This is a genomic window from Cnuibacter sp. UC19_7 (assembly GCF_042699995.1).
Classification (GTDB): Bacteria; Actinomycetota; Actinomycetes; order Actinomycetales; family Microbacteriaceae; genus Cnuibacter.
The window spans coordinates 3347444-3362688 of sequence record NZ_CP170560.1; the positions used below are offsets into that span (position 1 = coordinate 3347444).

Below are 15245 nucleotides of genomic sequence, written 5' to 3' on the forward strand. Positions count from 1 at the left end.
CGGTGCGGCGGCCACGACGTCACTCCGTGTACGGCGTGCGGTTCCAGAGCCGCAGCACGTGCTTCCCGTGCTCGAAGCCGAGGATCGACAGGCTCGCCGTGTCGAGCGCGATGCGCTCGCCGGACGAGATCGGCACCCCGAGCCAGGTGACCGCCAGCGAACGGAGGAAGTGGCCGTGCGAGAAGACCAGCGCATCCTTGCCCGCGACGAGGGCGGGACGGACGCGTTCGATGACCGCTCGGGCGCGAGCCTGCACCTCGGCGGCGTCCTCGCCGCGGCCCTCCTCGTCCTTCATCGCGCCGTCGCTCCAGATCGACCAGGGGCCGCCGTGGAGCCGCTCGATCTCGGGCTTCAGCAGACCCTCATAGGCGCCGTAGTCCCACTCGGCGAGGTCGTCGAGCACGTGTGCGCGGTCGCCGAAGCCGGCGAGCTCGGCCGTGCGCCGCGCCCGCTGCCGGGGCGACGTGTAGACCACGCCGAAGTCGTGCCCCGCGAGCACCCGCCCCGCCGCCCGGGCCTGCGCCTCGCCGGTCGCGGTGAGGGGGATGTCGGTGCGGCCCGTGTGCCGCCCCGACAGGCTCCACTCCGTCTCCCCGTGCCTGACGAGGTAGATGTGGCTGCGGGTGACAGGGGGCTCGGCCGGTTCGTCGCTCACGCCCCCGATCCTACGTGCGCCCGTCTCCGAGCGCCCCCGGTGGGCCGGCCGGATGCCGTGGTGTCGGGATGGTGCGGGGCGGGTTGCGCCCGCTTGCCGCGGCGTCGAGGCCGCAGAGGCCTCGTCGGCGCGCTCAGCGGGCGGAACCCGCCCATGCTGGGCGGCCGGACGTGCCGGGTGGGTGGAGGTGCTGGTTCCGGTGACGTCGGGCGGAGCGGATGCGGGTCGTGCGGGTTTCGCCCGCTCGTCGCTGCGGCGAGGCCGCATGGGCCTCGTCGGTGCGCTCAGGGAGCGGAACCCGCGCCGCGGTCGGTACCGGCGCGGGTCAGCGGCCGAAGAGGTCGTCCAGGCCGAAGGAGCCGAGGCGGTCGCCGAGGCCGCCGAGCTGATCGCCGAAGCCCGAGGCCGCCTCGCCCGCGGACCCCGCGAGATCGCCTGCGCCGGCGGCGAGGTCGCCGGTCAGGCCCTCGACACCGCCGGTCAGGCCCTCGACACCGCCCGCCACATCCCCGAGGGCGCCGCCGGCGATCGACTCGACGTCGATGCCGCTCGCGAGAGCGTCGAAGTCGACGCCGAGGTTCATCGCCTGATCGAGCAGCGGGCCGGCGACCGAGCTCACGATCGCGCCGCCCGCCACCGCGGCGAGCACACCGCCCACCGCGCCCACTCCCATCCCCGCGGCCGCCATCCCGAGACCGGCGCCGCTGCCCCGAGACGAGCCTCCGGCACCGGCCCGGGCGAGGAGGCCGCGCAGGAGGCCCGGGCGGCTCGCCTCGGTGCGCGCGGCGGCGCGGGCGAGGTCGTCCGCACCCGACGAGCGCGGCTGCTCGTGCGCGGGGAGCTCCGACCGCATCCGCGACTGCACCTGCTCCCGCTGCGCCGGTGTGAGTCGCGCGAACGCCTCCCGGTGCACCTGCTCGACCTGGTGCGGGTCGGCGGTCTGCAGCAGGTAGTCGTAGCGGGCGATGGCCGCCCGATCCGCCGGGTCGGTCGCGCTCGCGGGACGAGCCGACTGCGCAGGCGCAGCAGCCGGAGGGCGCCCGTCACCCGTGAGGCGGTCGGCGGCCTGCCACACCACCGAGCGCCAGTCGCCCGAACCGGAGCCGGAGCCCGAACCCAGGCCCGAGCCCGAACCGGAGCCCGAAGAGGGCGCCCGATCCTCACCGAGGGCCTTCTGCGCCATGCCGATCAGCTTCGAGAACGCGCTCACGAGTGGACCTCCTTCTTCCCGGACTTCGCATCCGCTCGAGCGCCCCGGGTCTTGGCGAGGCTCGCGACGGTGGCGACGGTGATCGTCGCGGCGATGAACAGCAGCGAGAACCAGATCGGGATCTCGGGGATCCACTCCACCGGGTGCCCGCCGTTGATGAACGGAAGCTCGTTGACGTGCAGCGCGTGGAAGACGAGCTTCACGCCGATGAAGGCGAGGATGACGGCGAGGCCCTGCGAGAGGTACACGAGGCGCTCGAGGAGTCCGCCGATGAGGAAGAACAGCTGGCGGAGGCCCATCAGCGCGAAGGCGTTGGCCGTGAACACGATGTAGGCCTCGCTCGTCAGGCCGTAGATGGCGGGGATCGAGTCGACCGCGAAGATGAGGTCGATGAACCCGATCGCGATGATCGTGAGGAACATCGGGGTGACGAAGCGCTTGCCGTCGATGCGCGTGGTGAGGCGGTCCTCGTGGTACTCGTCGGTCACCGGGAGGTGTCGGCGGGCGAAGCGCATGAACCGGCCGTTCGCAGGGTCGGACTCGTGGTTCGAGAACGCCTGACGCCACGCCAGGAACAGCAGCAGCGCGCCGAAGAGGTAGAAGATCCAGGACAGGTTCTCGATGAGGGTCGCACCCACCGCGATGAACCCGCCGCGCAGCACGAGCGCGATGATGATGCCGATCATCAGCACCTTCTGCTGGTATGCCTTCGGCACGGCGAACGCGCTCATCACCAGGAGGAACACGAAGAGGTTGTCGATCGACAGCGCCTTCTCGGTGAGGTAGCCGGCGAAGTACTCGCCACCGTACGTCCATCCGGAGACGACGCCGATGCCCACGCCGAACAGCAGCGCGAGACCGATGTAGAACGCGGACCAGCGGGCGGACTCGCCGATGGTCGGCTCGTGGGGCTTCCGGACGTGCGCGAAGAACTCGTAGACGAAGAAGGCGATCGTCACGGCGATGGTGATGATCCAGACCAGCGGGGTGACCTGCATGGGTGCTCCAAGGGGTAGGCGACGGCGCCAAGGTCTCCTCCATTCCGACCTTCGTCGGAACCAATGGCCCGGGAGTGCGACGACGCATCCGTAGTGACGGGCTCACTGCCAGTGGGAGTACTCCCCTTGTCGACGACAATCCTACCCGGATGCGTCGAGAACCGCCTCACGATCAGCTGAGAGGCGTCGGCCTCTCGTCGAGGATCAGCTGCAGGAACGTGAGATCGAGCCACCGGCCGAACTTCGCCCCCACCTGCCGCAGAGTGCCACCGTGCTCGAAGCCGAGCGCCTCGTGGAGGCGGAGGGAAGCAGTGTTGTCGGACGTGATCGCTCCGATCATGGCGTGGACGCGCCCTGCTCGCGCGAGGTCGATGAGGGCGACCATGAGCATCCGCCCGACCCCGTTTCCGCGCTGGTCGCTCCGCACGTAGACGGAGTGCTCGACGGTGTTGCGGTAGCCGTCGTGCGGACGCCAGGGCCCGAACGTGGCGTAGCCGACCACGCCCCCGTCCTCGTCGAGGGCGACGAGGACGGGGAATCGGAGTCGTAGCCGATCCTCCAGCCACGCTCTCCTGTCGTCGACACCGACGGGGGAGTCGTTCCAGACCGCGGTGGTGGTCAGTACGGCGTCGTTGTAGATCGCGGCGATCTCCGCGATGTGCTCGAGCGCGGCGGCCTCGATCCTCATCGGTGCTCTCCCCTCGATGTGGCGGCGCGGGAGGGGTTCTTCGCGATGGCCACGAGGTAGCGGCAGGGACCCGGTCCTGGGTTCTCGAACACGCAGTCCGACGGCGGCCCGAGCTGGAGGCAGTCGCCGGCGTGCAGGACGTGCGTCTCGCCGCCCTCGCTGAAGTGGAGGGTGCCGCCGAGGCCCCAGATCTGCTGGTCGATGAAGCGGTACGACTCGGCGGGGTACATCACGCGCGCTCCCGCCGGGAGCTCGACCTCGACGAGCTCGAGCGTCGCGCTCGCGGCGGGTGACACGGCTCGACGGGTGTATCCGGAGGCGGGATCGGTCCAGACGGGCTGATCGTGACGATGCGCGAGTCGACTGCGAGAGCCCTCGGCTCGGGCGATCAGCTCCGAGAGGGTCAGGCCGAGCGCCGCGCAGAGTCGGGCGAGGAGCGCGGCGGTGGGTTGGGAGTCTCCGCGCTCGATCTTGGAGATCATCGCCCTGGAGACACCCGATGCCTCGGCGAGGGCGCCACTCGACAGTCCGCCCTCCTCGCGGGCCGACCGGAGCGCGCCCGCGAGGGCCGGCGTCAGGTCGTCCTCCATGAGGATCCTCTCCGTCACTATGATGCACTCACTGGCTACTATCGTAGCGCACACGGACTCAGAGGGCTGTTGTTGACCCAGGTCCACTTCTTTGGGTGCAGACTCTGATCATGACCCAGGAGCTGCACACCGAGACTCACGAGCTGATGTCTCCCGAGAAGAACGTCCAGCGCATCATGTGGACGGGGACGGCGTGGTTCGCCGTGGCCGCCGGCTCCGCCGGACTCGTGGCCTCGACGCTGTTCGCGTCGGGCTGGCGCCCCGGGGTGCTGCCCCCTCTTCTCGACGCCATCTGGTGGGTCGGGTCGGTGCTGGTGGCGCTGAGCGTGGGACTCATCGGATGGTCGGGCTGCCCGATCCTCGAGGTCAGCGTGCCGATCGCCGACAAGAACAAGACGCGCACGATGCAGTTCGGCACCGCCCTCTTCATCATCGGCGGGGCGCTGGCGCTGTTCGCGGTCGCCGCCGGCCCTGCCGCCTGACATCGAGCAGGATGCGGGACCGGGCGACCGGGATTACGGTCGCGGGTATGAGCGATGAGCGAACCCAGGACGAGCCGCTGATGAGCGGGGCCGATGAGGCCACCGACGAGCAGAAGGACGCCGGGCGCGATCTCCTCGCCGACGCCGATGCGGCCTTCTACGACAAGAAGGGCACGGCCGAGGTCGACGACGATGCGGACGAGCCGAAGCGCTCGAGCTATGTCAACCCGGGCAGCAGCGACTTCACCCACCCGCAGACCTGAGCCGTCGCGAGCGGGGTCACTCCGCCGTGAACGTGACGAAGACGGCCGCCCCGTGGCGGCCGGTCGCCGGGTCGATGTAGCGCAGGCCGAGCGTGAAAGTCTCGGGCTCCGGCACGCTGTACGTCCCCGAGTACGCTCCTGCCGCATCCGTGAGCATGGGGACCGGACGGCAGGGTTCGGCATCGGGGATGCGGATCCTCTGCACCGAGGTGTTCGGCATTCCCGTGAAGGCGAGCTCGAAACCCGTGTGCGAGACGGTCTGTCCGGCCGCCGGTGTGCTGAAGACGGGCGGCGCCGTGAGAGTGAACGTCACCGGCGCGCCCTCGGCGGACCGAGCGCCGTCCAGTGACTGACGCGGGCGGATGGTGTGCTCGCCCGCCGGGAGATAGCTGCCGGCGTCGGTGGCGCACTCCGCGCCCGAGAACTCGCCGATGCTCCAGGAGCCGTCCGCGTCGGCCGTGGTCGAGGCGATGACGACTCCGCCGTCGTCGACGAGGTCGACGACGCTCCCGGGCCGCGCGTCGCCGCCGGACACCAGTGGGTACACGAGGGGCCCGGCCGAGGTGTCGACGCTCATGGTGGGGGTGGGGAGCGGATCGGGTTCCTCGGGTGTCGTCGTACCCGGATCCCCCGGCGCGCCCGGCACGGGCTCGGTCGCCGAGCCGCCGCCGTCGGAGGCGGGCACCGGCTCCGGGAGTGAGGCGCCGGGGTCCTTCGCCGGCGACGACGGCGAAGGCCGCGAGGGCGGCGACGGCTGCGGTCGCGTGGACGGCTGCGGGGTCGGGGCCGGGGCGGGAACGGCCTCGGACGGCGCCCCGCCGTCGCTCGCGGAGGCCGGCGCCGGTGCGTCGGAGCCGGCCGGGGCATCCTGAGCTGCTGCCGCGGGAATGGCCTCGGTGGCCGGATCCGCGGAAGGGAGCGCGTTCACGATGAGCGCCGCCGCGACCGCGACGGCGGCGATCCCCGCCGCGGCCACCGCGACGATCCCGGCCCGACTCGCGGCTCCCCGGCTCGCGGCCTCCTGGCCCCGGACGGACGTCGGTCCGGCCGTTCCCGCGGGGGCGAGGGAGGCGCTCACCGCAGCGGCGCCCTCGTGCGCCCAGGCGAGGTAGCCGGTGGCGCCGGCCGCTCCCGCGCAGAGGGGGAGCAGGACGAGTGCGAGCCGGGAGGCGACGTCGCGCGCCTCGGTCCAGGCGATCGCGCAGGAGGTGCAGCCGGCAAGGTGCTCGTCGATCGCACGCCGCTGCCGGGCGGAGACCGCTCCGCGGGTGTGCGCGCCGAGGCTGTCGAGGACGACCTGGCACTCGGGGGAGTCGGCGCGGGCCAGTTGGGACGTGACCCACGCGTCGCGGAACGCCCGACGCGCCCGGACCACGAGGGCGGACGCGGCGTTGGGTGCCAGACCGAGCAGTGGCGCGAACTGCCGGGGCTTGAGGCCGTCGACCTCGCTGTACCAGAGGGCCTCCTGCCAGCGGGTGGGCAGGCTGCGGAAGGCGGTCGAGGCGGCGGTGCCGTCGAGCGCGGCGATCGTCGCCTCCTCCGCGTCGAGCGCGGCGGGGTCGATCGTCTGGTCGAAGTCGTCGACGGTGTCCGCAGCGGGGCGCGTGCCCCAGTCGCGGATGACGTTCCTCACCGTCGTGAGCAGATACGGACGGAAGGCCAGGTCGGGGCCGCGGCCGCCGCGGAGCGCAGCGAGGACCCGGGAGAACGCCTCCGCGACGACGTCGTCGGCGTCGAGCCGCGGGTAGGCGCGAGCCACCGCGTAGGCGGCGGCGGAGTGGCGCAGCCACAGCTCTCCGTAGGCGCTGCGGTCATCGTCGCGGGTGCGCGCCAGCAGCACGTCGTCGGCGAGGAGGTGGGAGGCCGGTCTTCTCATGAGGGAGCTCATTCGGTCCGAAGATCACGCGATCCATGCCCCCACCTGGCTCCTCGCGGATGCTCGGAACGGTAGCGGTGATCGGAGCGCGACGCAAACCCGGGCGGTCTCGAGAGAGCGGTACCGCCGGTGGCCATGAAGTTCTCGAGGTGTCGACGCAGGAGGAGGTAGCGCGCACGGGGGAAGCCCGACGCGTCGAGGACGACGACCGGCCCCTCGCCCACCGCGAGGATGTGACGGGACAGGCCGCGCCCCCCACCGGACTCGGCGAAGTGGAAGGCGACCCCGCCCCGCACCCAGCAGCGACGTCCCCCTCCCGTCCACACGGTGACCTCGCTCCGCCACACGACCACTCGCCGGACTCGCCCCGCCCCGATCCGCCCCCACGGGCTCGCCCGGAACTCGAACCGGCCGACCGGCTGTCGGCGGAAGTCCATGACCCATCCCTCCTGCGGTGCTGCCGCTGTCGTGCTCACCCGACGCTGTCGTACCGACTCAGAGTCCGGATGCGCGGATTCGTGACGCGGATCGCGTCACGAAACGCGATCCGCTCGATCTGGGTCTGAGACAGCATCGGGAGAGGGAAGGTCATGGGCGACACCAGGGGGAACGGCTGGCGGCGATCGCCGACGCCGTGCGGGAGGCCGTGGCGGGCGAGCGGTGGGATGCGGTGGTGCTGCTGCTCGAGCACAACTGGTCGGTGCTGATCGCCGAGGACCTGCCGCTCCTGCACGCGACGATCGCCGCGCTGCCGCCGCGCGTGCGGCGGTCGCAGCCGAGGTGGGATGCCGCGGAGGCGTACATCGCCCACCTGATGTCGTCGGCCGACTCGCCGGTGGTCTACCGTGACGTCGCTCCTCGAACGGGTGAGACGGGCGACCTCCTCGACACGCTGACCGAGCTGACGAGCCGGACCGCGGGGCGACGCTCCGCCGGTCGTCTCGACGAGGCGACGGATGCCGCGAGGCGGGCCCGGGCGGCGCTGGACGGCGCGCCCGACGCCGACCGCGTCGCGGTGCAGTACTCCCTCCCTCACCTCATGGTGCAGTGGGGGCGCAGCCACGAGTTCGTCGGCGACGAGCGGGCGGCTCTGGTCGACTACCTCGAGACCTTCGACCTCGGCACGATCGCCGGCGACACGGTCATCACGAGCCACGTCGCCGGCAGGATCGCCTGGCTCCACGCCGTCGCGGGCCGTCGCGCCCTCGCGGAGGAGTGGCTCGACCGCACCGAACCCGCGGCCGGTGTGCCCGTCCGGTATCGCACAGAGGAGATCCTCGCCCGGGCTCTTCTCGCGGCCGACGTCGTCGACTTCGCCGCTGCCCGGCGTCACCTCGAGTCGCTGGGCGAGCAGGCGCATCCGGAGAGCTGGGCCGAGCAGCTGTTCGTCCGCTCGCTGGTCGCCCGCCCGGCCGACGTGCACGGGATGGTGCGCGAGGTCGAACAGCACACGGTCTCGAAGCCGACGGCGCTCTCGCCGCGCGGGGTCGACGCGGCCTACCTCGCGCTGGCCGTCGTGCGGCTGCGGCTCCTGGAGGCGAGGCCGCTCCGGGCCCTCGCCGATCTGCGGGAGATCGGCCTCTCCGGGCGGGCCGGAGGCACACGGCCGAATGCACCACTCGAGCTGGCCCTCGCGCTCGCGGAGGCCGCTCGGGGGACGTGCAGGGCGGCGTCAGGAGGGCTCGGGCGGTCGCGCGCCGCGCGTCGACCCCTCCCCGCTGGTCGGGCATGGCCGACGTGCTGCTCGCCGTGCTCCGCGACGAGTCCGACGCGCGGCTGACGGCGGCGGCGGAGGCGCTCCTCGCCGACCGCCAGCTGCTGATCCTCCATCTGCTCCCGTCGCGCATCCTCGAGACCCTGGGGCTGACCGCGGCTCAGCTGCAGGTGCTGCAGTCGCTTGCGCCGAGGCCCGAGCTGAACCCCGCGGGCGGCCTGACCCCGCGCGAGCGCACCGTGCTCGCCCACCTGACCCGCGGCGAGACCACCGAGGGCATCGCGAACTCCCTGTTCGTCAGCCCGAACACCGTCAAGACGCAGCTGCGGAGCATCTACCGCAAGCTCGGGGTGTCGAGCCGCGACGGGGCCGTGGAGATCGGCCGCGACCTCCACCTCGAACCCTGAGCGAGGCCCGCGGGCGACCGCGAGGAGACGGAAACGCGGGCGCAACACCGCCGCAACACGCGGTAGGCAGGATGACGGCATGAGCATCCCCGAGCCCGCGGCGCCTCTCCTCCTCACCCTGACGGACGCGGTGGTGCTGTCGATGAAAGACGGCGAGGACTGGTTCCGCGGCTGGCTGAGCGTCGGGCAGGACGGGCGCATCGCGGCGCTCGGCGCAGGGGAGGCACCACCGGAGGCGCTCGCGGCGGAGGAGGTCGTCGACGTGCGGGGGGCCTTCGTCGCACCGGGGTTCGTCTCGGCGCACAGCCACATCTTCACGTCGGGCATGCGCGGGATGACGCCCGGCGAGCCGCTCTACGGCTGGGTGGGCGTGCAGGCGCAGTTCATGTCGGGCACCGACGCCGAGGACGCGTACTGGATGACGCTGCACGGCTGCCTCGACTTCCTCGCCAACGGCATCACGTCGGCCTACAACTTCACGTCGTCGCGCATCCACACCCGGTACGACGCCGCAAGCGACAGCCGGATGGTGCTCGACACCCTCGGACCCGAGTACGTGCATCGACAGGTGGACGCGGGCCGGGACGCCGGACTCCGGATGGTCAACTCGCTCCGGCTCGACTCCGAGCTGCAGGACCTCGACACCGCGTACCGCGTGTTCGGCGAGACCGTCGAGTACGTGCGCGGCTCCGTCCCCGCCGACCTCGACCTGGGGGCGAGCGTGTTCGGCGCCCAGCAGTGGAGCGACTCGCCCGACACGGCGATGCACGAGGCCCGCATGATGGACGTCCACGGCGTGACGAACCAGGCCCACTTCCTCGAGACCAGCGAGGAGCTGGAGCAGCAGCGCGAGAAGTTCGACTGGTACGAGCGCTCCGGCGCACTGCGACCGGGGTTTCTCTTCGGCCACTTCGTGCACCCGGACGAGCACATGGCGACCGCGACGGCCGCCGCCGGTGCGGGGATGGTGTGGCAGCCGACCTCCAACGGCCGGCTCGCCTCCGGCTTCGCCGACATCCCGCGCTACCGCGACCTGGGGATGCCGATCGGCGTCGGACTCGACGACCAGTCCTGCACGGATGTGTCCGATCCGTTCTCGAACATGCGGTTCGGGATGTACTCGCAGCGGGCGCTGCACCGCGACGCCGGCATCGTGATGCCGCGCGAGATGATCCGGATGCACACCCTCGGTGGTGCAGAGGCGCTGCGCGTGGCCGACAGGATCGGCTCGCTCGAGGTGGGGAAGCTCGCCGACCTCGTCGTCGTCGACCCGCGGAACCCCGACACGGGGCCGGTGTGGGACCCGTACGCGCACTACGCGATGGCGTGCGGACTGCGGAACCTCACCCGCGTCTACGTCGGCGGGCGTCTCGCCGCCCACGACGGCGTCAGCACCCATCCGGAGGCCAAGCGCGCCTCCGACGAGCTCCACCATCGCGTGCGCGCCTCGGCGGCCCGCGCGGGCCTCGACGCCGACCTCGCCTGGTGATCCCGCCCCGCCGCGCGGGGGTACGGTGGGCGGATGGGGACTGCACTGCGGCCGATGCCCGACGACGCGCTGGGGGTGTGGCGGGCGAACGCCGAGGCGCACTACCTCGCCGAGCGGATCGCCGCGGGCGACACCCCGGAGTACGCCGCGAAGCGGGTGGCGCAGTCGCAGGAGTACTTCCCGGGTGGCAGACCCGCCGAAGGGCAGCTCGTGTTCCAGGTGGTCGAGCGCGGCGAGGACGGCGGCGACGACACGGTCGTGGGCGCGCTGTGGATCGGCCTGCTCGACCCCGATCAGCCGACCGCGTGGTGGGTGCTCGACGTCGAGATCGACGAGGAGCACCGCGGAAAGGGCTACGGACGCGCCGCGATGCGCCTGGCCGAGCAGGAGGCCCGCGCCCGCGGCGGCGACCGGATCGGGCTCAACGTGTTCGGTCCGAACACCGTCGCCCGCTCGCTCTACGACTCCCTGGGCTACCGGGTGACGGCGACGAACATGACGAAGGAGCTGCGATGACGACGTGGAGCGAGGCGCTGCGACTGGCGCCGCTCGGTGTGATCTCGGAGGCGGGTACGGCGCTGACGCCGAACGTCGACGCCAAGGCGGAGGGCCAGAAGCTGTTCGACGCCAGCGTCGGCGAGCTGGAGACGCTGCAGGAGAAGCTCTTCGCGCACAGCACCGGCGGCGGCCGTGAGTCGGTGCTCCTGGTGCTGCAGGGGATGGACACGGCGGGCAAGGGCGGCACCGTCAAGCGCGTGATGGCGCAGATGAACCCGCAGGGCATCGTCTACGCCGCCTTCAAGAAGCCGACGCCGGAGGAGCTCGAGCACGACTTCCTGTGGCGCATCCGCACGCGCGTGCCGTCGCCGGGGCTCCTCGGGATCTTCGACCGCTCGCACTACGAGGACGTGCTCGTGCCGGCGGTGAACGGCACCCTCGATCAGAGCGAGCTCGAGGCCCGCTACGACGCGATCAACCGCTTCGAGCAGGAGCTCGTCGACAGCGGCGTCACCCTGGTGAAGGTGTTCCTGCACCTCGGCAAGGAGGAGCAGCTCGCCCGACTGCTCTCGCGGCTCGACCGGCCGGAGAAGCACTGGAAGTTCACCGAGGCCGACGTCACCAGCCGGGGGGACTGGGCCGCGCTGCAGAGGGCCTACTCCGAGGCGCTCACCGCCACCAACACCGATGCCGCGCCCTGGTTCGTCGTCCCGGCCGACCGCAAGTGGTACTCGAGCCTGGCCGTGCAGCAGCTGCTGCTCGAGCGGATGCGCCCGCTCGACCTCGCCTGGCCGCAGGCGTCCTACGACGTCGACGAGCAGCGCCGGCTCCTGCTCGAGACCTGAGAACCGGGTCGGCGCCTCGGCAGCCCGCTAGGGCTGGATGTGGGCGTCGATCTCGTCGACGGCGTCGCGCATGCCGTCGAGGAACGACACGACGACCCGCGACTCCTCGGGGCTGAGCCTCGCGGCGACTTCCATCATGCGGGAGTGCATCTGCCCGAGCGTCGAGCGCACCTCCTCGTCGGTCGCGACGGTGGGGAGGATGATGAGGGCCCGGCGGTCGAACGGGCTGGGTTGCCGCTCGACGTGGCCGCTCTTCTCGAGCCGGTCGAGGAGTGCCGTGGTCGAGGCGCTCGAGATGCCGAGGTAGGCAGCGAGCTCCTTAGGGCCTACGCTGCGGCCGGACGAGTTCGCTCGGATGAGGTAGCGCAGAGCGAGCAGGTCGGTCTCGCCCATGTTCATCGAGGCCTGGGTGCGCCGGCGCATGGCCGTCTCGGCAGCGCGATAGGTGCGCATGGCCTCGAGCACGGCGACACTGCGCTCGCGCTGGGTGGCCTCGCCGTACCAGTAGTGGTCGGACGAACCGACGGCCTCGGTGGTCATCCGTTCAGTGTAGGACGCCGCGCAGCTCGACGCTCGAGCAGATCGACGGAGGGCATCAGGCGACCGTGGAGAAGCCGATCTGCGTGGCCGTGCCACGACGGGCGTACAGGGCCGACGCCGCCGAGGCGAGTGAGTGGGCCTGGCCCACCTCGACCGCGACGTCGTAGCGCTCTCCCGCGAGAGCGACGTAGATGCCGCCGGCCCGCTCGACGAACCCGAGGAAGGAGGCACCCAGGGAGACGCGGTAGATCCCGTTCGCGTGCCGCTCGACGGTGTAGCTTCCCGTCTCGGAGACGAGGGTCATCGCGGCCATGATCGGTCCTTCCTCTATGGGTTTGTGGTCTCGGTGAAGACGTTAGACAGCCTAACTAGTTCGAGACCGACGAGATAGGGATGGACAAGGTCCTCGCGACTCTGCTAAGGCGCATCCCGTCGGTCAGCAGCTGTACCCTGACGGCATGGCCTACCGCACGCTCGACCAGTCGTCCAAGCTCCGGAACGTCCTGTACGAGATCCGCGGCAAGGCCCTCGACGAGGCCTCGCGTCTGGAGGCCGACGGCTACCGCATCCTGAAGCTCAACACCGGCAACCCGGCGACGTTCGACTTCCAGGCTCCGCACCAGATCGTGCGCGACATGATCGCGTCGCTGCCGACCGCCCACGGGTACAGCGACAGCCGCGGGATCCTCCCGGCCCGCCAGGCCGTCTCGTACCGCTACGAGCAGGTCCCCGGCTTCCCGCGGGTCGACCCCGAGTGGGTGTTCCTCGGCAACGGGGTGTCGGAGCTCATCACCATGACGATGCAGGCACTGCTCGACGACGGCGACGAGGTCCTCATCCCGGCGCCCGACTACCCCCTGTGGACCGCGATGACCAGCCTCGGCGGCGGCACTCCCGTGCACTACCTCAGCGACGAGGCCAACGACTGGCAGCCCGATCTCGACGACATCCGCTCGAAGGTCACGCCGCGCACCAAGGCGATCGTGGTCATCAACCCGAACAACCCCACGGGCGCCGTGTACACGAGGGAGGTGCTCGAGGGGATCGTCGAGATCGCCCGGGAGCACTCGCTGCTGCTCCTGGCCGACGAGATCTACGACCGGATCCTCTTCGACGACGCGGTGCACATCCCCCTGGCGACAGTGGCACCGGACCTTCTCTGCCTGACCTTCAACGGACTGTCGAAGACGTACCGTGTGGCGGGGTACCGATCCGGATGGATGGTCGTGACCGGCCCCCGCGAGCACGCGACGGGCTTCCTGCAGGGGATCACGCTCCTCGCCTCGACGCGCCTCTGCCCCAACGTGCCCGCCCAGCACGCGGTGCAGGCCGCGCTCTCCGGGGTGCAGTCGATCGACGCGCTCATCCAGCCCGGCGGCCGTCTGCTCGCCCAGCGCGACGCCTCCTGGGAGGGGCTCAACGCCATCCCGGGCGTCTCCTGCGTCAAGCCGCAGGGCGCGCTCTACGCCTTCCCTCGTCTCGACCCCGAGGTGCACGAGATCCGCGACGACGAGAAGCTCGTCTACGACCTGCTCGTGGCGGAGCACATCCTGCTCGTGCAGGGCACGGGCTTCAACTGGCCTGACCCCGACCACGTGCGTGTCGTCACCCTGCCCGAGGAGCGGGTGATCACCGAGGCGATCGAGCGCTTCGGGAACTTCCTCGCCTCCTACAGGCAGTAGAGCGGATCAGTCGACGCGGTCGATCTCGAGACGGACGTCCTGCAGGAACCCGGTGAATCGCGCGGACGACTCCGGATCGAGGCGGGCGAGCGCGGCGAGCAGATCGCTGTTCACCCGCTCGATGCGGCCCCGCACGTCATCGCTCAGCTCGAGCGCGATGATGACGGCGCGACGGTCCTCCGGGTCGGGGCTCCTCGACACATATCTCCGGGCCACGAGCCGGTCGATCAGGGCGGTGATCGACGCGCTCGACAGGCCGAGATAGCGCCCGAGCGCCTTCGGCCGGATGAGGCTGCCCCGGCGCTCCTCCCAGAGGAGGTAGCGGAGCGCGACGAGATCGTTCTCGCTCACGCCCAGTGCGGCGCCGGTTCGCGCGATCAACCGCTGCTCGGCCTGCCGGTACTCGCGGAGCGCGCGCATGAGGGAGGCCTCGGGGGTCTGGCGAACCGTGTCCGGATAGTCCGTGCTCACGATCCGCCAGAGTACTCCGGAGGGCCGGGTCCCGCAGGGGAGTCAGTTGAGCGGCGGCGTGTCCTCGGGAACGACGCCGTCGCCGTAGAGGTCGACCGCGAGGTCGCGGAAGGCCCGCAGGGCGTGACGCTGGGTCAGCGGGCCGTAGGAGATGCGGGCGACGCCGAGCTCCTCGTACTCCGCCGCGCGCAGCGCGCCGGGCAGTCCGATGACGCTCAGCTTGCGCCAGCCGAGACCCTCCACGAGCCGCTCGGTGGTGGGCCGGTCGAGGACGCCGGGCACGAAAACGAGGCTGGCGCCCTCGTCGAGGAACGCGCGGCCGCGGGCGATCGCGTCGTCGATGCTCTCGTCGAGCGGGCGGTCTCCGCCCCGCGCGATCGCGTCGGTGCGGGCGTTGAGCTGGAACTCGACACCCTCGGCGGCCGCGGCGGCGACGATCGCGCGCACGGCGGCGACCGACTCGTCCAGGGGACGCAGACGGTCCTCCACGTTGGCGCCGACCGCCCCCACGCCGATCGCCCGACGGACGGTCTCGCCCGCGTCGCCGTGACCGTCGTCGAGGTCGGCGGTGACGGGCAGGTCCGTGGCGGCCACGATGCGGGCGACCGCCTCGAGCGCCAGGTCGAGGGGGATCTCGCCGTCGGCGTAGCCGTAGGACGCGGCCACGGAGTGGCCTGCGGTGGCGATGGCCTTCGTCTCGGGGAGGGCTGCCACGGTCCTCGTGGTGATCGCGTCCCACACGTTGACCACGCGGAGGATGGTGTCGGATTCGTGCAGGGCCTTGAGGGTGAGGGCCTTCTGCGCGGTGGAGTCGGGTGCTGGAGTGCTCATGATCGC

General features: G+C 71.5%; 18 protein-coding genes. 8 read left to right on the plus strand and 10 right to left on the minus strand.

The genetic code is table 11. The features are described 5' to 3' along the window. Window positions 1-19: 19 nt before the first annotated feature. The 5 genes from ACFJGV_RS15985 to ACFJGV_RS16005 form a co-directional block, all read right to left on the minus strand. Complete coding sequence (locus ACFJGV_RS15985; RefSeq protein ID WP_378144973.1) at window positions 20-655, minus strand: histidine phosphatase family protein; 636 nt, start codon at window positions 653-655, stop codon at window positions 20-22. A gap of 325 nt (window positions 656-980) precedes the next feature. Beyond that, complete coding sequence (locus tag ACFJGV_RS15990; protein WP_378144974.1) at window positions 981-1865, minus strand: hypothetical protein; 885 nt, start codon at window positions 1863-1865, stop codon at window positions 981-983. Next, window positions 1862-2863 carry a TerC family protein gene (locus ACFJGV_RS15995; RefSeq protein ID WP_378144975.1) on the minus strand — a complete coding sequence of 334 codons (1002 nt, stop codon included), beginning with the start codon at window positions 2861-2863 and terminating at the stop codon, window positions 1862-1864. Before ACFJGV_RS15995 ends, ACFJGV_RS15990 begins: the two co-directional genes overlap by 4 nt. A gap of 172 nt (window positions 2864-3035) precedes the next feature. Further along, on the minus strand, window positions 3036-3551 hold the full coding sequence (locus tag ACFJGV_RS16000; protein ID WP_378144976.1) for a GNAT family N-acetyltransferase: 516 nt from the start codon (window positions 3549-3551) through the stop codon (window positions 3036-3038). Further along, on the minus strand, window positions 3548-4141 hold the full coding sequence (locus tag ACFJGV_RS16005; protein ID WP_378144977.1) for a helix-turn-helix domain-containing protein: 594 nt from the start codon (window positions 4139-4141) through the stop codon (window positions 3548-3550). Before ACFJGV_RS16005 ends, ACFJGV_RS16000 begins: the two co-directional genes overlap by 4 nt. A 110-nt stretch (window positions 4142-4251) precedes the next feature. Here ACFJGV_RS16005 and ACFJGV_RS16010 point away from each other — a divergent pair, with 110 nt between their 5' ends. Then, window positions 4252-4623, plus strand: coding sequence for a hypothetical protein (locus ACFJGV_RS16010; protein WP_378144978.1), 372 nt, complete (start codon window positions 4252-4254; stop codon window positions 4621-4623). Between the two features lie 47 nt (window positions 4624-4670). After that, window positions 4671-4886 (plus strand): hypothetical protein, encoded by a 216-nt coding sequence (locus tag ACFJGV_RS16015; RefSeq protein ID WP_378144979.1) that lies wholly within the window; start codon window positions 4671-4673, stop codon window positions 4884-4886. A gap of 16 nt (window positions 4887-4902) precedes the next feature. On the opposite strand, the gene ACFJGV_RS16020 is transcribed toward ACFJGV_RS16015, so the two are convergent. Beyond that, complete coding sequence (locus ACFJGV_RS16020) at window positions 4903-6762, minus strand: sigma-70 family RNA polymerase sigma factor (RefSeq protein WP_378144980.1); 1860 nt, start codon at window positions 6760-6762, stop codon at window positions 4903-4905. A gap of 634 nt (window positions 6763-7396) precedes the next feature. On the opposite strand from ACFJGV_RS16020, the gene ACFJGV_RS16025 reads away from it, so the two are divergent. From ACFJGV_RS16025 to ACFJGV_RS16045, 5 genes are all read left to right on the plus strand, one after another. Then, window positions 7397-8542 carry a hypothetical protein gene (locus tag ACFJGV_RS16025; protein ID WP_378144981.1) on the plus strand — a complete coding sequence of 382 codons (1146 nt, stop codon included), beginning with the start codon at window positions 7397-7399 and terminating at the stop codon, window positions 8540-8542. Further along, window positions 8491-8883, plus strand: coding sequence for a response regulator transcription factor (locus ACFJGV_RS16030; protein ID WP_378144982.1), 393 nt, complete (start codon window positions 8491-8493; stop codon window positions 8881-8883). The genes ACFJGV_RS16025 and ACFJGV_RS16030 overlap by 52 nt, the downstream gene beginning before the upstream one ends. Before the next feature lie 79 nt (window positions 8884-8962). Continuing rightward, window positions 8963-10372: an amidohydrolase family protein gene (locus tag ACFJGV_RS16035; RefSeq protein WP_378144983.1), complete on the plus strand. Its 1410-nt coding sequence runs from the start codon at window positions 8963-8965 to the stop codon at window positions 10370-10372. Window positions 10373-10405: 33 nt separating this feature from the next. Beyond that, on the plus strand, window positions 10406-10888 hold the full coding sequence (locus ACFJGV_RS16040; RefSeq protein WP_378144985.1) for a GNAT family N-acetyltransferase: 483 nt from the start codon (window positions 10406-10408) through the stop codon (window positions 10886-10888). Further along, entirely contained in the window at window positions 10885-11715 is an 831-nt protein-coding gene (locus ACFJGV_RS16045; protein ID WP_378144986.1) for a PPK2 family polyphosphate kinase, read from the plus strand. Before ACFJGV_RS16040 ends, ACFJGV_RS16045 begins: the two co-directional genes overlap by 4 nt. A gap of 27 nt (window positions 11716-11742) precedes the next feature. Here ACFJGV_RS16045 and ACFJGV_RS16050 read toward each other — a convergent pair whose 3' ends face one another. Both ACFJGV_RS16050 and ACFJGV_RS16055 read right to left on the minus strand, forming a co-directional pair. Beyond that, the gene (locus ACFJGV_RS16050; RefSeq protein ID WP_378144988.1) at window positions 11743-12255 is read right to left on the minus strand and encodes a MarR family winged helix-turn-helix transcriptional regulator; all 513 of its coding nucleotides are present in this window, start codon (window positions 12253-12255) and stop codon (window positions 11743-11745) included. A gap of 55 nt (window positions 12256-12310) precedes the next feature. After that, the gene (locus ACFJGV_RS16055; RefSeq protein ID WP_378144989.1) at window positions 12311-12568 is read right to left on the minus strand and encodes a hypothetical protein; all 258 of its coding nucleotides are present in this window, start codon (window positions 12566-12568) and stop codon (window positions 12311-12313) included. A gap of 145 nt (window positions 12569-12713) precedes the next feature. Between ACFJGV_RS16055 and ACFJGV_RS16060 the strand changes: the two genes are divergently transcribed. Beyond that, window positions 12714-13937, plus strand: a complete 1224-nt coding sequence (locus ACFJGV_RS16060) for a pyridoxal phosphate-dependent aminotransferase (protein WP_378144990.1) — start codon at window positions 12714-12716, stop codon at window positions 13935-13937. 6 nt (window positions 13938-13943) lie between these two features. Here ACFJGV_RS16060 and ACFJGV_RS16065 read toward each other — a convergent pair whose 3' ends face one another. After that, entirely contained in the window at window positions 13944-14408 is a 465-nt protein-coding gene (locus tag ACFJGV_RS16065; protein ID WP_378144992.1) for a MarR family winged helix-turn-helix transcriptional regulator, read from the minus strand. Between the two features lie 42 nt (window positions 14409-14450). Next, the gene (locus ACFJGV_RS16070; protein WP_378144993.1) at window positions 14451-15239 is read right to left on the minus strand and encodes an isocitrate lyase/phosphoenolpyruvate mutase family protein; all 789 of its coding nucleotides are present in this window, start codon (window positions 15237-15239) and stop codon (window positions 14451-14453) included. Window positions 15240-15245 lie beyond the last annotated feature (6 nt).

What these genes read in the sequence shown, in the direction of transcription:
- ACFJGV_RS16020 (WP_378144980.1), bottom strand. Translation starts at nt 6,762, where the DNA reads ATGAGAAGACCGGCCTCCCACCTCCTCGCCGACGACGTGCTGCTGGCG.
- ACFJGV_RS16015 (WP_378144979.1), top strand. Translation starts at nt 4,671, where the DNA reads ATGAGCGATGAGCGAACCCAGGACGAGCCGCTGATGAGCGGGGCCGAT.
- ACFJGV_RS16035 (WP_378144983.1), top strand. Translation starts at nt 8,963, where the DNA reads ATGAGCATCCCCGAGCCCGCGGCGCCTCTCCTCCTCACCCTGACGGAC.
- ACFJGV_RS16045 (WP_378144986.1), top strand. Translation starts at nt 10,885, where the DNA reads ATGACGACGTGGAGCGAGGCGCTGCGACTGGCGCCGCTCGGTGTGATC.
- ACFJGV_RS16055 (WP_378144989.1), bottom strand. Translation starts at nt 12,568, where the DNA reads ATGGCCGCGATGACCCTCGTCTCCGAGACGGGAAGCTACACCGTCGAG.
- ACFJGV_RS16040 (WP_378144985.1), top strand. Translation starts at nt 10,406, where the DNA reads ATGGGGACTGCACTGCGGCCGATGCCCGACGACGCGCTGGGGGTGTGG.
- ACFJGV_RS16030 (WP_378144982.1), top strand. Translation starts at nt 8,491, where the DNA reads ATGGCCGACGTGCTGCTCGCCGTGCTCCGCGACGAGTCCGACGCGCGG.
- ACFJGV_RS16070 (WP_378144993.1), bottom strand. Translation starts at nt 15,239, where the DNA reads ATGAGCACTCCAGCACCCGACTCCACCGCGCAGAAGGCCCTCACCCTC.
- ACFJGV_RS16060 (WP_378144990.1), top strand. Translation starts at nt 12,714, where the DNA reads ATGGCCTACCGCACGCTCGACCAGTCGTCCAAGCTCCGGAACGTCCTG.
- ACFJGV_RS15995 (WP_378144975.1), bottom strand. Translation starts at nt 2,863, where the DNA reads ATGCAGGTCACCCCGCTGGTCTGGATCATCACCATCGCCGTGACGATC.
- ACFJGV_RS16010 (WP_378144978.1), top strand. Translation starts at nt 4,252, where the DNA reads ATGACCCAGGAGCTGCACACCGAGACTCACGAGCTGATGTCTCCCGAG.
- ACFJGV_RS16000 (WP_378144976.1), bottom strand. Translation starts at nt 3,551, where the DNA reads ATGAGGATCGAGGCCGCCGCGCTCGAGCACATCGCGGAGATCGCCGCG.
- ACFJGV_RS16050 (WP_378144988.1), bottom strand. Translation starts at nt 12,255, where the DNA reads ATGACCACCGAGGCCGTCGGTTCGTCCGACCACTACTGGTACGGCGAG.
- ACFJGV_RS16005 (WP_378144977.1), bottom strand. Translation starts at nt 4,141, where the DNA reads ATGGAGGACGACCTGACGCCGGCCCTCGCGGGCGCGCTCCGGTCGGCC.